This is a genomic window from Archangium lansingense (assembly GCF_026626635.1).
Classification (GTDB): domain Bacteria; phylum Myxococcota; class Myxococcia; order Myxococcales; family Myxococcaceae; genus Archangium; species Archangium lansingense.
On the sequence record NZ_JAPNKA010000001.1, the window covers coordinates 252,128 to 268,725 of the forward strand.

14 protein-coding genes are annotated in these 16,598 nt (G+C 68.9%); all 14 read left to right on the forward strand.

Annotated elements, in window-relative coordinates; translation table 11 throughout:
* Positions 1–62 precede the first annotated feature (62 nt).
* Entirely contained in the window at positions 63–2,672 is a 2,610-nt protein-coding gene (locus OV287_RS00975; protein ID WP_267532061.1) for a serine/threonine-protein kinase, read from the forward strand.
* Between the two features lie 92 nt (positions 2,673–2,764).
* The gene (locus OV287_RS00980; RefSeq protein ID WP_267532062.1) at positions 2,765–3,283 is read left to right on the forward strand and encodes a hypothetical protein; all 519 of its coding nucleotides are present in this window, start codon (positions 2,765–2,767) and stop codon (positions 3,281–3,283) included.
* An 80-nt stretch (positions 3,284–3,363) separates the two neighbouring features.
* Positions 3,364–5,031, forward strand: coding sequence for a right-handed parallel beta-helix repeat-containing protein (locus tag OV287_RS00985; RefSeq protein ID WP_267532063.1), 1,668 nt, complete (start codon positions 3,364–3,366; stop codon positions 5,029–5,031).
* Between the two features lie 169 nt (positions 5,032–5,200).
* A complete protein-coding gene (locus tag OV287_RS00990) occupies positions 5,201–5,629 on the forward strand; it encodes a hypothetical protein (protein ID WP_267532064.1) in 429 nt (142 codons plus the stop codon).
* Positions 5,616–6,146, forward strand: coding sequence for a DUF6232 family protein (locus tag OV287_RS00995; protein ID WP_267532065.1), 531 nt, complete (start codon positions 5,616–5,618; stop codon positions 6,144–6,146). The genes OV287_RS00990 and OV287_RS00995 overlap by 14 nt, the downstream gene beginning before the upstream one ends.
* 51 nt (positions 6,147–6,197) lie before the next feature.
* A complete protein-coding gene (locus OV287_RS01000; protein ID WP_267532066.1) occupies positions 6,198–6,929 on the forward strand; it encodes a M90 family metallopeptidase in 732 nt (243 codons plus the stop codon).
* A gap of 230 nt (positions 6,930–7,159) precedes the next feature.
* On the forward strand, positions 7,160–7,666 hold the full coding sequence (locus tag OV287_RS01005) for a PTS sugar transporter subunit IIA (RefSeq protein ID WP_267532067.1): 507 nt from the start codon (positions 7,160–7,162) through the stop codon (positions 7,664–7,666).
* A gap of 185 nt (positions 7,667–7,851) precedes the next feature.
* Entirely contained in the window at positions 7,852–8,955 is a 1,104-nt protein-coding gene (locus OV287_RS01010; RefSeq protein WP_267532068.1) for an outer membrane beta-barrel protein, read from the forward strand.
* Between the two features lie 107 nt (positions 8,956–9,062).
* The gene (gene kdpF, locus OV287_RS01015; RefSeq protein ID WP_267532069.1) at positions 9,063–9,152 is read left to right on the forward strand and encodes a K(+)-transporting ATPase subunit F; all 90 of its coding nucleotides are present in this window, start codon (positions 9,063–9,065) and stop codon (positions 9,150–9,152) included.
* Positions 9,153–9,159: 7 nt separating this feature from the next.
* Positions 9,160–10,884 carry a potassium-transporting ATPase subunit KdpA gene (kdpA, locus tag OV287_RS01020; RefSeq protein ID WP_267532070.1) on the forward strand — a complete coding sequence of 575 codons (1,725 nt, stop codon included), beginning with the start codon at positions 9,160–9,162 and terminating at the stop codon, positions 10,882–10,884.
* Between the two features lie 4 nt (positions 10,885–10,888).
* Positions 10,889–12,949 carry a potassium-transporting ATPase subunit KdpB gene (kdpB, locus tag OV287_RS01025; protein WP_267532071.1) on the forward strand — a complete coding sequence of 687 codons (2,061 nt, stop codon included), beginning with the start codon at positions 10,889–10,891 and terminating at the stop codon, positions 12,947–12,949.
* A 15-nt stretch (positions 12,950–12,964) separates the two neighbouring features.
* Positions 12,965–13,582 carry a potassium-transporting ATPase subunit KdpC gene (gene kdpC / locus OV287_RS01030; protein WP_267532072.1) on the forward strand — a complete coding sequence of 206 codons (618 nt, stop codon included), beginning with the start codon at positions 12,965–12,967 and terminating at the stop codon, positions 13,580–13,582.
* Positions 13,579–14,739, forward strand: a complete 1,161-nt coding sequence (locus tag OV287_RS01035; protein WP_267532073.1) for a sensor protein KdpD — start codon at positions 13,579–13,581, stop codon at positions 14,737–14,739. The genes kdpC and OV287_RS01035 overlap by 4 nt, the downstream gene beginning before the upstream one ends.
* Positions 14,736–16,598 (forward strand): HAMP domain-containing sensor histidine kinase, encoded by a 1,863-nt coding sequence (locus OV287_RS01040; protein WP_267532074.1) that lies wholly within the window; start codon positions 14,736–14,738, stop codon positions 16,596–16,598. The genes OV287_RS01035 and OV287_RS01040 overlap by 4 nt, the downstream gene beginning before the upstream one ends.

Sequence of the window (16,598 nt, forward strand, 5' to 3'; positions counted from 1 at the left end):
GAAAGCTCGGCCTCGAGCCATCCAACTTCATCCACTCTTCGAGCGGAATGAGGAGCGGGACAATGGAGACGCAGCAGGGGTCCAATGCCACTATCAGCCGCGTGCGCGTGGGTACCATCAACCACATCCGCATCGCTGGCGTCATCGATGAGACGTTCCCGCTGACGTCTTCCTCGCCAGACCTCGGTGGGCTCATCATCGTCGACCTCGGCCGGGTGGAGCGCATCAGCTCCTTCGGCGTGCGGCGGTGGGTCGAGTTCGCCAGCAAGCTGCCTCCCGGGGGGAGCTCGCTCTACATGGTCAACGCGCCACCGGTGATGGTGGACCAGCTCAACATGGTGGAGGGCTTCGCCGGTGTGTCGCGGGTGCTGTCGGTGCTGGCGCCCTACACGTGCCGCGCCTGTGGCGAGGACAGGCTGCGCGTGGTGGAACTGCTGTCGGAGGCGCCCATCATCGCGAAGGGCTGTGCCCCCGAACACTCCTGCCCGGTGTGCGCCGGCAAGCTGGAGTTCGCGGAGCTGCCGAGCGAGTTCTTCGACTACGTCGGGCGCCAGCAACTCGGCACGGTGGATCCGGTGGTGATGCGCTACCTGCGCGCCACCTCGCCCAGCGCGCCCAACCCGCTCACCACGCATCTGAAGATCGTCCAGGACGACATCACGTACATCACCCTCGCCAGCGAGCTGAAGGGGAGCTTGAACGTGCGCCGGCTGGCCTCGGGCCTGGAGGGGCGCGTTGCCTTCGACTTCTCTCACGTCACCAAGGTGGAGCCGGAGGCCGTTGCCAGGCTGGAGCAGGTGCTGGCCACGGCGTCGCAGGGCGCCAAGGTGGTGCTGTGCCGCGTGCCACCGCCGGTGCTCAACGCGCTCAGCCGCTTCACCCAACTGCTCACCGCGCAGCTCGGCACGCTGTGGCTGCCATGCGAGTGCCGCAACTGCGGCCACGAGCACCACCAGCGCGCCCTCGCTTCCGAGTACCTGGCCAGGCTGCGCACCAACGCCAGCCCCGAGCGCGAGTGCCCCATCTGCGGCGGGACCGCGCGTCTGCCTTCCATTCCCCGGCTGTTGCCGCTGCTCAGACGCTCGTCGCTGGTGAAGCAGCCGCTGGAAGACCTCGAGGCGCTCGAGCCGCGGGCCCTCAGCCAGTACCTGTTCGGCTCCACCCACCTGGATTCGAACGCCAAGGGCGGCGGTAGCACGGACATCAGCAACTCCATCAGCGCCACCCGGCTGCAGAGCATCCGCCGGCTGGGGCAGGGCGGCATGGCCGAGGTGTTCCTCGCCAGGCAGGTGGGCGTGAAGGGGTTCGAGAAGTTCGTGGTGATGAAGAAGATTCTCCCGCAGTTCGCGGAGAACGCGGAGTTCGTCGACATGCTTTTCGCGGAGGCGCGGGCCAACGCGCGCCTCACTCACCCCAACATCGTGCAGACATTCGACGTGGGCATGAATGACGGCGTGGCGTACATCCTCATGGAGTACGTGCGCGGCCCGGATCTGAAGAAGCTGATGAACGAGCTGCGGCGCAAGGGGCTCACCCTGCCCATCGAGCACGCGCTGCGCATCGTCGCCGAGACGGCCGCGGGTCTGCACTACGCGCACTGCTACGTGGACCCGGCCGGTGTGCCCCACCCGGTGGTGCATCGCGACGTGAGTCCCCACAACATCCTCATCTCGCTCGACGGCGCCATCAAGCTGAGCGACTTCGGCATCGCCAAGGTGCAGGGTGAGGAGAACACCCAGGCGGGCGTGCTGAAGGGAAAGATCTCCTATCTCTCCCCCGAGGCCACCTCGGGCCAGCCCCTGGACGCGCGCAACGACGTGTTCGCCCTGGGTGTGGTGCTCTTCGAACTGCTCACCGGTCAGCAGCCCTTCAAGCGAGACCATGATGCGGCCACGCTCAACGCCATCGTGAGTGAGCCGGCGCCCGTGCCGTCGCAGCTCGAGCCGAACATCCCCCGGGACGTCTCGGACCTCATCCTTCGCGCCCTGGTGAAGGACCCGGCGCGCCGCACGCCGTCTGCCGCCGCCATGCGCGAGGAGATCGAAGCGGTGATGGCCCACCACCGGCTCAACTCGTCGCCAGCGGCAGTGGCCCAGTTTTTCAAGGCCACGCTGGGCGAGCGGCTGGCGGAGTTCGGACCTGCCCAGAACGGCCCCCCTTTGGGTTCGTTCCCGAGCGTGGGGGGACAGCCGCGCACGGCCGCTGGAGCGGTGGCGGCACCGCGTCCTCCCGCACCGCTTCCTGCCGCGGTTGGTGCGGACGAGCGCACCGAGGTCTGCAGGCCGGCTCGGCGGGGACGCCCCTCTCCCAATGTCTTGCCACCCAAGCCTCCGACGAAGAACACCCTGGCTTCGGCGCCCGCGGTCCCGGCTGAGGACCTGGCAGCGGCGAAACCCGCCGCTCCCAGGTCCTCGCCGCTCAAGTGGGTCGTCATGGTCGTCATCGGGTTCCTGACCGTCGGTGGGGCCGGAGTGGTGGTTCCCAAGCTGCTCTCGGGTGGAGGCGTCGAGGTGGGCGGCCGTGAGCCGGGTGCGCCGAGACGGCCGGGAGATGAACGAGGTGGTGGGGGGAGTGCTGATGAGGACCGTGTAGCGGAGCGCGGGCCGCATGCTGCGGCCGTACGCTTTCACCGTCGCCTCCAATCCCTTCCACCCACGGGTGTAGCGGAGTGACGGTTCGTTTTCGAAGCTCGAACTTGGCCCGGTCCGTCAGCTTCGTGGAACCGCTCGCGTCCTCTGCCGCGAACCTCAGCAGGAGACGTGTCATGGGAGATCCCCGCAACCCCAAACGGGCGGACGAGCCCTGGAACCCCGAGCGTCTCCGCATCGCTGAAGCCGAGCTGCGAGCGCTCGCCCCGCTGGTCACCATCTCTGGCGGGTGGGCCTGGCACTTCATGGCCCCGCCCCACGAAGAGCTCAAAATCTTCCACGACCACAAGGACGTGGACCTCTTCGTGGAGCCCGCGCGCTTCCCCGAGCTGGTGCAGCTGCTCTCGGACCGGGGCTTCCACCGCATCTGGAGCCGCTTCGACGCGACCTCCACGCACTTCTATCGGTACGCGAAGTACGTCGAGGGCGCGAAGGTCATCCTGGATGTCTTCGTGAGGCACGTGCCCTCGGTGCAGGTGGGCGGCGTGAGCGTGGTGGAGCCGGCCACGCTGCTCTCCTTCTATGGAGACATCCACAGCACGGAGGACTGCGTGTCCGTGCTGGCCGCCCGGCAGCTGCTGGCCCGGGGTATCGAGCCCATCGGGCGTTCAGAGCTGGTCACTCGCCCGCGCTGAGGCGGGCTCCGAGTTCGAGGGGCGAGGGTCTACCGGTATGGTGACGCTCATTCCGGGCCTGGAATGGGAGTCGCGTGACCATGAGCCGTGTAGATGTGAGGAACCTGTCGCTGCTCGTCGTGGGACTGACACTGGGGGTGGTGGGCTGTGACGAGCATGGCGCTCCCCTCGTCACCTATGACCCGCCCGCGATACCCCCCACCCTCGGGGAGACCTCCTCGTCCTCAGCCTCTGTGGGGCCCGGGGAGGTACTGCGCCTGGGTGTCACCGCAGCGGCCTCTCGCGGGACGCTGTCCTTCTCGTGGACCACGACTGCGGGCACCGTGAGTGCTCCCGTGAGTGACGCCGATGGCAGCGAGGCCCTCTGGACCTCTCCGTCCTGTCTGCCCGCCGGTGTGACGCCCACGGTGACAGTGACGGTCACCAACGCCGCGGGGCTCAGCTCCTCGCACACCTTCCCGGTCACCTGGTCGGGCCCGGTCTGCACGAGGACTCCGTGTGCCTTCTCGCTCGAGGCCGGACGTCTCGCGCTGGCGGCCGACTGTTCCACGGATGCCACGCTGCTTGTCCCAGAGGGCTACACCTTCGATGGCGAGGGCCACACCGTCACGGCGGTGGACCCACCCGGGAGCCACTTCATCGGGGCCGTCATCCGGAACCGAGGCACCCTGGCGCGCGTGCGCAACGTGACCGTCACCGCCAGCGGGTTGAAGAACCAGTGTGAGACCGGTGCGGAGATGCTCCGGGGCATCCTGCTCGAAGGGGCCTCGGGAGAAGTCGTGGACAGCGTGGTGAGCGGCCTCGGCAAGGGCGCCACGAGCGGCTGCCAGGAGGGCTTTGGCATCGAGGTGCGCAACGAGGACGCGAGCGCCGGCCCCTTCCGGGTGGACGTGCTGCGCAACCGCGTCTCGGATTTCCAGAAGCTCGGCATCCTGGCCACGGGCTTCGTGGAGGTGAACATCGCGGACAACACCGTGGAGGGTGGAGGCGCCGTGGGCCACATCGCGCGCAATGGCATCCAGGTGAGCAACGGGGCCAAAGCGCGGGTGACGGGGAACAGGGTCTCCGGGAATGCCTATACCGGCGCGAGCGCCACGGGCTCGGGAATCCTGGTCAAGGTGGATGCAGGTGCGCCCCTGGTGAGCGGGCTCGTCGTCGAGGGCAACACCCTCACCGACAACGACATTGGCATCTACCTCTTCCAGGACGCCGGCGAGCCGCCCTCCCCGTCGGCGAGCGCGCGGATTGCCAACAACGTGCTCCAGCACGGCTCGGTGTCCAATCCGGCCTTTCAGGCCGCCATCGCGGACTACTACGGGACGGGGAGTGTCATCACCTCGAACGCCATCACCGGGGTGGGCTACGACCCGGCCACGGCGCCTGATCGCACCTTCGACGTGTCGGTGTACACCCTCCAGCCAGCGTCGAGGCTCACGTTCCTCACGCCCGAGTACGATGTCGCGACCAGCTCCTGCTCCGGCAAGGTCATCGTGCAGAGCCAGGACGCGGCCGGCAACCTCGTGCCCTCGGCGGGGATGTTCCAACTGGGGGCCTCGGGTTCCGCGGCTTCCGGCGTCACCTTCCACGCGGACCCGGATTGCTCCGGCGCGGCCCTCACCACCGTGAGTCTCTCCAACGCCCAGGCGGAGGCGAGCTTCTATTTCAAGTCCGCGCAGCCGGGCGCGGCGACGGTGGCGGTGTCTGGCGGAAGTCTGACCACAGCCTCCCAGGCGCAGACCATCCACTGAGCCCTCCGAAGGAGAGCGGCAAGGGCTCCCGTGTGCCGCCGGCCGGACCTGTGGCAATCCGCCAGGGGGCTCTTGCACGGTGCCACGTTGTGCCGCGGTGCGTCGGGACTCTCCCGAGGGAAGGCCTACAGGCATGTGACTTGCTGGGGGGACAGGGGGAGGAGCCGCTATGCGTTACCCCTTGCCGTGCTGCGTCATCCTCGCGCCAGACGCGGACGAGTCGCTGCGGTCGCTCTTGAGCGACGTGCTGGGCGACATGGGCATTGCCCTGCGTCCAGGCGGGGGGGTGGAGCGGCCGGACGTGGTGCTGGCGCTGGTGCAGCGCGAGGACAGCATGTCGCGCGTACTGGGGATGGCCGGGAATGAGGCAGGGCCGGCGCCTGTCTTCGCGCTGCTGCCCTTCGAGGACGAGCGGTTGCGAACTCTGGCGGTGAGTCTGGGGGCGCGCGGTTGCTACGCGCTGGGCACCCCGCTGGAGTCTCTGAAGGAGCTGTTGCGCAATGTGGTGGGGGGGCCGCCACGGGCGCGGGGTCCGGAGCGCCTGACGGACGCTTCGGGGATGAGTGGTGATCGCGGGAGGCACGATGATGGAGCGTGAGTCCTGGCCGGGGTCGCGGCTGCACCGGAAGTCCGTGCTGAGGCTGGTTCCTTCCCTTCCACCGGAGCCACTCACCCCCTCGGGTGAGCGGGTGTTGGTGGCGGCGGAGGGCTTCCGGCTCACCAGCGAACGCTTGGAAGTGGCGGGTGGCTCGTGGCGGTTGGAGGAACTGCGCGGTTTCGGCACGCGGCACGAGGCTCCCGGCCTCAAGCTCCCGCTGCTGGTGGGCGCGGCGGCGGCGATGGCCGTGCCCTCGCTGATGCTGCAGCCGGGCTCGTTCCGGGTGACGGCCGCGTTGGTGGTGGCCACGGTGCTCGTCTTCGCCGCCATCGTCCGGCTGGTGGTGGCGGCGGACACCTACTGGCTCACGGTGCGCACCGCCGAGGGCGAGCGCCTGGTGCTGCGCTGCCAGGATCATCAGCTCTTCGCCCGGGTGGTGGAGGCCCTCGGCGAGGTGCTCGAGCGGCCCGAGCCCCGGCCCCCGGTGACGGTACGCCGGCTCGCGCTGGTGCGCTGAGCTCCCTCTCCCTCTGGGAGAGGGCTGGGGTGAGGGTTTACGCTCTCCCTCATGCTTGGCCTCTTCCGCACCCTCCGGCGCCGCCGCCTGTTGCGCCGCCCGTTTCCTCCCGAGTGGCTCGGCTACCTGGAGCGGCGCGTCCCCTTCTTCCGCGAGCTCCCGACCGAGCTACGCCAGCGCTTTCTGGACCAGCTCAAGCTCTTCGCCTGGGAGAAGGAGTTCATCGGGGCCGGCGGCTTCACCATCACCGATGAGGTGCGCGTGGTGGTGTCGGCCACGGCGGTGCGCCTGGTGGTGCACCTGGACCTCTCCTATTACGACCGGCTGCGCGAGGTCATCGTCTACCCGGACGCCTTCCGGATTCCGGACCGCACGGGCGTGGTGCTCGGCGAGGCGAAGAACTGGGGCACCGTCATCCTCTCCTGGCAGTCGGTGCTGGCGGGGCTGGAGAATCCCCATGATGGGCACTCCACGGCCACCCACGAGTTCGCCCACGTGTTGGACCGGGAGGACGGGGCCTTCGACGGCACGCCGCAGCTGCGCCAGTACTCGCACTACCGGGCGTGGGCCTCGGTGATGGGCGAGCACTTCCTCAAGCTGCGTGAGGGCCGGCGCCTGGAGCGTCAGGTGCTCGACGACTACGGCGGCCTCAATGAGGCCGAGTTCTTCGCCGTGGCCACCGAGTCCTTCTTCGAGAAGCCCCGGCAGATGCGTGAGAAGACCCCGGAGCTCTACGCGGAGCTCCAGCGCTTCTACGGCTGGGACCCGGCGCCCGAAACGTAGGAACCCCAACGGGCTGGCGAGCCACTCGGGCCGCTGCTTGCCGCGGGGCCGTGCGGGTACGCCAGCGGACAGCGCGGGCGAGGAGGGGCGTCCGCGAGGAACGGTGGGGGTTGCCGATGCGTCTCACCATTCCGAGCATGTGCTGAAGAGCGCCCGGTTGCGGTACCTGCCGCATGAGCCTGCTCGTGTGAGCCCAACCGGGGCGCGCTGCTGGGATGGGGAGGTGTGGGATGCGTTTCACCGATTACCTGTCGGAGGACTGCATCTGTCCGGGCCTGACGGCTCGGGACAGAGGGGGCGTGTTGCATGAGCTGGCCGGGATGCTCGCGGCGAGGACGCGGGCTCCCCAGCAGCAGCTCGAGGAGCAGCTGGTGGCGCGGGAGCGCATCTCGAGTACCGCCATTGGCGAGGGGGTGGCCATTCCCCACTGCCGCTCCGAGCGGCTGCGGCAGATAACCGCCTGTGTGGCCGTGGACCCGGAAGGGGTGGACTTCGGCGCGCGGGATGGGAGGCCGGTGCGGCTCTTCGTGACACTCGCGTCGCCGACGCACGCCCCAGGCACGCACCTGAGCGTGCTGGCGCGGATTGCGACGCTGATGCGGGATGCGCGGTTGCGGCAGGCGTTGATGGAGGCGCGCTCGGCCTCCGACATCCGTACGCTCCTGGTGCGGGCCGAGGACGCCTACCTGGCCAGCCAGGCCCGCCCCGACGTCAACTCGCACGTCAACGGCCCTTGAGCGCCTGCTCCTCCCGCCCTTCGGGGGCGTGTGGGGGCATTTCAGGGTGCAGGGGGCGCTGGGGGGTCATCGTGCAGGTTGCAACCGCGAAGGCCCACTCAGGGCTGTAACCCCTTGGAATCTGGGGCCGTGACCGACGCGGCTCCTGGTACAGCGGGTGCTCTAGCGAAGGGGACGAGGTGTCCATGTCCTTCGCTGCGCTCCCCTGCCTGCTGTCCTCCCTGGTGCTCGGCCAGTCCGAGTCCGATCCACCCTCCGCGCTCGAGGCGCTCGCCTCCCGGCTGAAGGTGGAGGGAGGGGCCGACGTCTATTACGGCTACAACTTCAACCGCCCGGCGGATGGCGCCAACTTCATCCCTGGCACCGGCACCACGGGCAAGCGCGACAACGAGCTCACTCTCAACCTCGCCAGCCTGGGCGTGAGCCTGGAGCCAGCGCCGGTGGGCTTCCGGGTGCTGGTGGGCCTCGGGACCGCGATGGAGGTGGTGCATGCCGCGGAGCCGGTGGGGAGCGCCACCGGGCCCGACGTGTGGCGCTTCCTCCAGCAGGCCTCGCTGTCCTTCGCGCACGGGCCGCTCACGCTGGAGGCCGGCGTGTACCCGAGCCACATCGGCCTCGAGTCCTTCCAGTCGCAGCTCAACTGGACGTACACGCGCTCGTGGATGGGCGAGCTGTCGCCCTATTACCAGACGGGCCTCAAGGGCACCTGGAAGTTCTCCGACGCGTGGAGCGCGCAGCTTCACCTGCTCAACGGCTGGCAGACGATTGGCGAGAACAACCGGGGCAAGGCGCTGGGTACCCAGGTGGCCTACTCGGGCGATCGGCTCTCCGCCGCCTTCAACACCTTCATCGGCGAGGAGGGCTCAGGTGGCGGCGCGGGCCTGCGTCTCTTCGCGGACGGGGTGGCCAGCTATCAGGTGACGGACGCCTTCAGCGTTGCCGCCAGCGCTGACGTGGGCACCCAGCAGCGCCCGGAGCAGGACGCAGCCTTTTGGTACGCCGCCAGCCTCAACGCCCGTGTGCAACTGGCGCAGCCGGTGGCGGTGACGGCGCGCGCCGAGCTCTTCGACGACCAAGCTGGTCTCATCAGCGGCACGGCCCAGCGGCTCGTGGAGGGCACCGTCACCCTGGAAGTGAAGCCCGCAGAGCACCTCGTCCTCAAGCTGGAGGCGCGGCACGACCGCTCCACCGCGGACGTCTTCGGCGGCTCCCAGACAACCGCCGAGGGCACGCCCGTCCCTCGTTCCACCCAGACCCTCGTGGTGGCCGGTGCCACCGCCTACTTCTAGGAGACCCCCCCGATGGATTTCGTCCTCGTGCTCGTGACCGCCGGATTCTTCGCGCTCTCGTGGGCCTACACCCACGGCTGCGAGCGCCTCTGAAAGGCAAGTCCCTCATGACTTTCGAATACGTCGCTGGCGCCGTGCTCGCGGTGCTGCTCGTCGTCTACCTCGTCTACGCGCTGCTCCGGCCGGAGCGCTTCTAGGCTCGCCATGACCCTCATTGGTTGGTTGCAGATATTCCTCTTCTTCGCACTGGTGCTCGCGGTGACGAAGCCGCTGGGCTCCTACCTCTTCCACGTCTTCGAGGGGCCCACCCAGCCCCTGCCCCGGGTGCTCGGGCCCGTGGAGCGCCTGCTGCTCAAGCTGTGTGGCGTGGACCTCAAGCGGGACCGGGAACAGACCTGGGTTCAGTACGCCCTGTCGCTGCTGGCCTTCAGTCTCTTCAGCGTGCTCATCGTGTACGTGTTGCAGCGGCTACAGCACGTGCTCCCGCTCAACCCGCAGAACCTGCCGGCGGTGGGGCCGGAGCTGGCCTTCAACACGGCCGCCAGCTTCACCACCAACACCAACTGGCAGTCCTACGCGGGCGAGTCCACCCTGAGCTACCTCAGCCAGATGATGGGGCTGGCCTGGCAGAACTTCGTGTCCGCGGCGGCGGGCCTCGGCGTGGCGCTGGCGCTCGCACGTGGCTTCACCCGGCGCCCTGGCCCCGAGGGACAGAAGACGCTGGGCAACTTCTGGGTGGACCTGGTGCGCGGCACCCTCTACGTGCTGCTGCCCCTGTGCGTCGTCTACGCGCTCTTCCTCGTGTCCCAGGGCGTGCTGCAGAACCTCGCGCCCTACCGTGAGGTGACCACGCTGGAGGGGGTGAAGCAGACGCTCGCCATGGGCCCGGTGGCCTCGCAGGAGGCCATCAAGATGCTGGGCACCAACGGCGGCGGCTTCTTCAACGCCAACAGCGCCCACCCCTTCGAGAACCCCACGCCGCTCACCAACCTGGTGCAGATGTTCTCCATCTTCGCCATCCCCGCGGCCCTCACGTACACGTACGGGAGGATGGCCGGGGACACGAAGCAGGGCTGGGCCCTCTTCGCGGCCATGAGCGTCCTCTTCTTCGTGGGCGTGGCCGCTGCCTACGCCGCCGAGTCCCAGGCCAACCCCGCGCTGGCCGCTGCCCAGGTGGCCCAGGACGGCAACCTGGAGGGCAAGGAGGTGCGCTTCGGAGTCGCGGCCTCGGCGCTCTTCGCCACCGTCACCACGGACGCGAGCTGCGGCGCCGTCAACGCCATGCATGACAGCTTCAACCCGCTGGGCGGCCTGGTGCCCATGGTGAACATGCAGCTCGGCGAGGTCATCTTCGGCGGCGTGGGCGCCGGCCTCTACGGCATCCTCGTCATGGTGGTGCTCTCCGTCTTCATCGCCGGTCTCATGGTGGGCCGTACCCCCGAGTACCTCGGCAAGAAGATCGAAGCGAAGGAGATGAAGCTCGCCATGCTGTACGTGCTCATCTTCCCGCTCGTCATCCTCGGGCTGAGCGCGGTGGCGGCGGTGATTCCCCAGGGCCTGTCCTCGCTCAACAACGCGGGGCCCCATGGCCTGTCCGAAATCCTCTACGCCTTCACCAGCGGCACGGCCAACAACGGCAGCGCCTTCGCTGGCCTCAACGCCAACACGCCCTTCTGGAACATCAGCCTGGGCCTGGCCATGCTCGCCGGGCGCTTCCTGATGATCATCCCCGTGCTGGCCATCGCCGGCTCCATGGTGGGCAAGAAGGTGGTGGCTCCCGGCCCTGGGACGTTCCCCACCAACGGCGCACTCTTCACCGGCCTGCTGGTGAGTGTGGTCGTCATCGTCGGTGCGCTCACTTTCTTTCCCGCCCTCTCGCTCGGCCCCATCGTCGACCACTACGTCGGCCAGGCCGGAAAGGTGTTCTGACACCATGGCCTCCCCGTCTTCCAAACCCGCTTCACTCTTCGAGCCGACGCTCCTCAAGCAGGCCTCCCTGGACAGCCTGCGCAAGCTCCACCCCCGCGACGTGGCCCGCAACCCGGTGATGTTCGTGGTGTGGGCCGGCAGCCTGCTCACCACGGTGCTGGTGGTGAAGGACCTCGTCACGCCGGGTCCGGCACCTACGCCGATGTGGTTCACCGTGTCGGTGACGCTGTGGTTGTGGTTCACCGTCCTCTTCGCCAACTTCGCCGAGGCGGTGGCCGAGGGTCGCGGCAAGGCCCAGGCGAGCTCGCTGCGCAAGATGCGCAAGGACACCTTCGCCCGGCGCTTGGTGGACGGGCGAGAAGAGCGCGTCCCGGCTCCCCAGCTGCGCAAGGAGGACCTCGTCGTCTGCGAGGCGGGGGACCTCATCCCTGGCGATGGAGAGGTGGTGGAGGGCATCGCCAGCGTGGACGAGTCCGCCATCACCGGCGAGTCCGCCCCCGTCATCCGCGAGTCCGGTGGAGACCGCTCGTCCGTCACCGGTGGTACGAAGGTGCTCTCCGACCGCATCGTGGTGCGCATCACCGCCGACCCGGGCGAGTCCTTCCTGGACCGGATGATTGGCCTCGTGGAGGGCGCCGCGCGTCAGAAGACGCCCAATGAGATTGCCCTGCACATCCTCCTGGTGGGCCTCACCGTTGTCTTCCTGCTGGCGTGCGTGACGCTGGTGCCGCTGGCGCTCTACTCGGGTGTGAAGCTGCCGGGCACGGCGGTGGTGGCGCTGCTGGTGTGCCTGATTCCAACCACCATTGGCGGCCTGTTGTCTGCCATTGGCATCGCCGGCATGGACCGGCTGCTGCGCAAGAACGTGCTGGCGATGAGCGGGCGCGCGGTGGAGGCGGCGGGCGACGTGGACACGCTGCTGCTGGACAAGACGGGCACCATCACCCTGGGCAACCGCATGGCCACGGAGCTGTTGCCCCTGCCGGGCGTGCGCATGGAGGACCTGGCCGAGGCCTCGCAGCTGGCGAGCCTCGCGGACGAGACGCCCGAGGGCCGCTCCATCGTCGTGCTGGTGAAGGACACCTACAAGATGCGCCCGCGCGAGTTGCAAGCGCACCAGGCCGCCTTCGTGCCCTTCACCGCGCAGACGCGCATGAGCGGTTGCGATCTCGTGGACCCGCACCCGCGCCACATCCGCAAGGGTGCGGTGGACGCCGTCATCAAGTACGTGGAGGCCCAGGGAGGCTCCGTCCCGCCCGAGTTGCGCGAGACGGCGGCGCATATTGGCGACCAGGGAGGTACTCCGCTGGCGGTGGCCGATGGTGCGCGCGTGCTCGGCATCATCCACCTCAAGGACGTGGTGAAGGGCGGCATCAAGGAGCGCTTCGACCGCTTCCGCGCCATGGGCATCCGCACGGTGATGATTACGGGCGACAACCCGCGCACCGCGGCGGCCATCGCCCGCGAGGCCGGAGTGGATGACTTCCTCGCCGAGGCCACGCCCGAGGCAAAGATGGAGCTCATCCGCACCGAGCAGGCCAAGGGCAAGCTGGTGGCGATGACGGGCGACGGCACGAACGATGCGCCCGCGCTGGCCCAGGCGGACGTGGGCGTGGCGATGAACACCGGCACCCAGGCCGCCAAGGAGGCCGGCAACATGGTGGACCTGGACTCCAACCCCACCAAGCTGCTGGAGGTGGTGGAGGTGGGCAAGCAACTGCTCATGACGCGCGGCACGCTCACCACCTTCTCCATCGCCAACGACGTGGCCAAGTACTTCGCCATCCTCCCCGCGCTCTTCATGGGCGTGTTCCCGGAGATCGGCCCGCTCAACATCATGGGCCTCACGTCGCCCTACAGCGCCATCCTCTCCGCCGTCATCTTCAACGCGCTCATCATCATCGCCCTCATTCCGCTGGCACTCCGGGGCGTGCGCTACCGCCCCCTGGGCGCGGCGGCGCTCCTGCGGCGCAGCCTGCTCCTGTACGGCGTGGGCGGCGTCCTCGTCCCCTTCATTGGCATCAAGGTCATCGACGTGGTCATCACCGCCGTCGGGCTGGCTTGAGAAAGGACTTTCACCATGGTCTCCACACTCGGTTCCACGCTCGGCATCGGTCTGCGCGCCGCGCTCGTCACCCTGGTGCTCACCGGAGTGCTCTACCCGCTGGCCGTCACCGGACTGTCCCAGGTCCTCTTCCACGAGGAGGCCAATGGCTCGCTCGTTACCAATGAGAAGGGCCAGGTGGTGGGTAGCGCCCTCATCGGCCAGGGGTTCTCCCGGGCTGGCTACTTCCAGCCTCGTCCGTCCGCGGCCGGCAACGGTTATGACGCCGCGGCCTCCAGCGGCAGCAACCTGGGGCCCACGTCCCAGAAGTTGCGGGACCGGGCGGCGGCCGAGGCCGAGCGCCTGCTCGAGGAGAACCCGGACGCTTCGGGGCCCGTGCCCGCCGAGCTCGTCACCACCTCGGGCTCGGGGTTGGATCCGCACCTGTCCCCCGAGGCCGCGCGCTGGCAGGCGCCCCGGGTGGCCCGCGCCCGCCACGTGGCCCCCGAGCGCATCCTGGCCGTGGTGGACGCGCACATCGAGGGCCGTACCCTGGGCGTGCTCGGAGAGCCGCGGGTGAACGTGCTACAGCTCAATCTGGCGTTGGACCGCCAGTTCGGCGAGGGCATGAGCACAACGGCAGAGGCACCGTGAAGCGGAAGAATCGCGCGGAGGACTTCCTCGAGCTGGTCGAGCGCGGACGGCGCGGGCGGCTGAAGCTGTACATCGGCTTCGCCGCCGGCGTGGGCAAGACGTACCGCATGCTCGAGGAGTCGCATGCACTCGAGAAGCGCGGGGTGGACGTGGTGCTCGGCTTCGTCGAGACCCACGGCCGCTCCGAGACGGCCGCGCTCATCGAGGGGCTCGAGGTGGTGCCGCGCAAGGTCTTCACCTACCGCGACGTGCCCGTGGAGGAGATGGACCTGGACGCGGTGCTGGCACGCAAGCCCCAGGTGGTCGTGGTGGACGAGCTGGCCCACACCAACGTCCCCTTGTGCCGCAACCGCAAGCGCTACCAGGACGTGGAGGAGTTGCTCGCCGCTGGCATCAACGTCATCGGTGCTTTCAACGTGCAGCACCTGGAGAGCCTCAACGACATCATCGAGCGCGCCACGGGCATCCGCGTGCGCGAGACACTTCCCGACAGCTTCCTCAAGAACGCCGACCAGGTGGTGAACCTGGACCTGGCGGTGGAGGACCTGCACGAGCGGCTGAAGGCGGGAAAAATCTACGCGCCGGACAAGGTAACGCACGCGCTGGAGAGCTTCTTCAAGCAGGAGAATCTCTCCTCGTTGCGCGAGCTGGCGCTGCGCGAGGTGGCCGAGAGCTTGGACCGGGCCATGGGCACGCGCATGCGCCCGGGCGAGGAGCCGCAGCAGAAGGGCGGAGGCTGGGGCCGGGTGATGGTGGCGCTCAGCAGCAACCCGCCGCACGCGGCCACGCTGATGCGCCGCGGTTCTCGCATGGCGGGCCGGCTCAACACGGACTGGTTCGTCGTCTACGTGGAGACTCCCGGCGAGGCTCCGCACCTCATCGACTCCGAGGCACAGCGCCACCTGCTGGCCAACATCGAGCTGGCGAAGGAACTGGGCGCGGAGGTGGTGCGGGTGAAGGGGTCGGACCCGGTGGCGGCGCTGTTGGACTTCGCCCGCTCGCATGGGGTGGGCCACATCATCGTGGGCCGCTCGCGGCAGCCGTGGTGGAAGCGGATGCTGGGGCGCGCCTCGGACGTGCGGCTGCTGCGCGAGGGAGAGGGCTTCGACATCCACGTGGTGTCCTTCACCGCGCCGCAGGAGGAGCGTCAGCCATGAGTCTGCGCGACAAGCTGTTGCTGGCTCAGGCCCCGCTGGCGCTCGCGCTGCTGCTGGTGGGCGTGGTGGCCGTCAACACGCTCGGCCGGGTGGGGCGCGCGGGGCAGGACATCCTCGCGGACAACTACCGCAGCGTGCTGGCCATGCAGCGTATTGGCGAGCACCTGGAGCGTCTGGACAGCGCCGCCCTCTTCATCGTCGTGGACGAGCGGGAGCGGGGTCAGGAACTGGCGGGCGCACACCTCCAACCGCTCGAGGCGGAGCTGAAGGTGCAGGAGGGCAACGTCACCGAGCCCGGCGAGGCCGAGGCCACCTCGCAGCTGCGGCGGGCTTGGGCTCGCTACCGCTCCGCGTACGAGGCCTTCGCCATCGCGGAGGCACCCGAGGCCCGGCGCGCGGCCTACTTCGACTCGCTGGCGCCGGCCTTCCGCGAGGCGAAGGCTGCCACCCAGACCATCCTCGCGCTCAACCAAGACGCCATGGTGCGAAAGAGCGACGCCCTGCAGCGGAAGAGCCGGCGGGTGAACTCGCTCATGGTGACGGCGGTGGTGGTGTCGCTGGTGGGCGGCTTCCTCGCCTCGGCGTCGCTGACTCAGCGGGCGCTGCGGCCGGTGTCCGTGCTCTCCCAGGCGGTGCGGCGGCTGGGGCAGGGAGACCTGGCCACCCGTGCGCTGGTGCAGGGTCAGGATGAGATCGCCCAGCTCGCTCGGGACTTCAACTCCATGGCGGAGGCGTTGCAGCGCTACCGGCGGAGCTCACTGGGAGAGCTGCTCCAGGCGCAGGCCTCCTCGCAGGCCTCCATCGACAGCCTGCCGGACCCGGTGGTGGTGTTTGGCGTAGAGGGCGGGGTGCTCAACGTCAACCGCGCCGCGGAGGAGGTGTTGCGGCTGTCAGTGGAAGGCGGAGGGGCGCTGGGGCAGGTGGCGCCGGAGGTGCGTGAGGTATTGGAGCGAGTGTGCTCGCACGTGCTGGGCGGCAAGGGACCGTACTTGCCGCGAGGCTACGAGGAGGCGGTGCGGGTCGAGGGAGCGGAGGGAGACCGGTGGCTGCTGCCGCGAGGCAGTCCGGTATACGGGGAGGCGGGGGGAGTGGTGGGGGCGACGGTGTTGCTCCAGGACGTGACGCGGTTGCGTCGCTTTGACGAGCTGAAGAACGACCTGGTGGCCACGGTGGCGCACGAGTTCCGCACGCCGCTCACCTCACTGCGCATGGCCATTCACCTGTGTGCCGAGGGCGTGGTGGGCCCCATCACGGAGAAGCAGGCGGACCTGCTGCATGCGGCACGCGAGGACTGCGAGCGGCTGCAGGGCATTGTGGATGACTTGTTGGATTTGTCGCGGCTTCAGTCGGGGCGGGTGGTGTTGGAGGTTCGGCCGGTGTCCACGGAGGCGGTATTGGAGGCGGCGCTGGCCCCGCACCGGGTGTCGGCGGAGGAGCGGGGCGTGCGGCTGTCCATGTCGCAGGAGCCTGGGCTGGAGCGGGTGGAGGCGGATCCGGACCGGCTGCAGTTGGTGCTGTCCAACCTGGTGGCCAACGCGGTGAGGCATACCTCACACGGAGGCGAGGTGGTGGTGAGGGCGCGATCCGACGGTGAGCGGGTGCGCTTCGAGGTAGCGGACACGGGTGAGGGCATCTCGCCGGAGCACCAGCAGCGCATCTTCGAGAAGTTCTACCGCGTCCCGGGGGCGAGCACCGGAGGCGCGGGGCTCGGGCTGTCCATCGCGCAGGAGATTGTCCAGGCGCACGGCGGAGAGATGGGGTTGTCGAGCCAGCCCGGCGTGGGGAGCACCTTCTGGTTCACCCTGCCGAGAAGCCAGCAGGCGGAGGGCGAGGAGCTGGAGCCAACGTCCCACCGATGA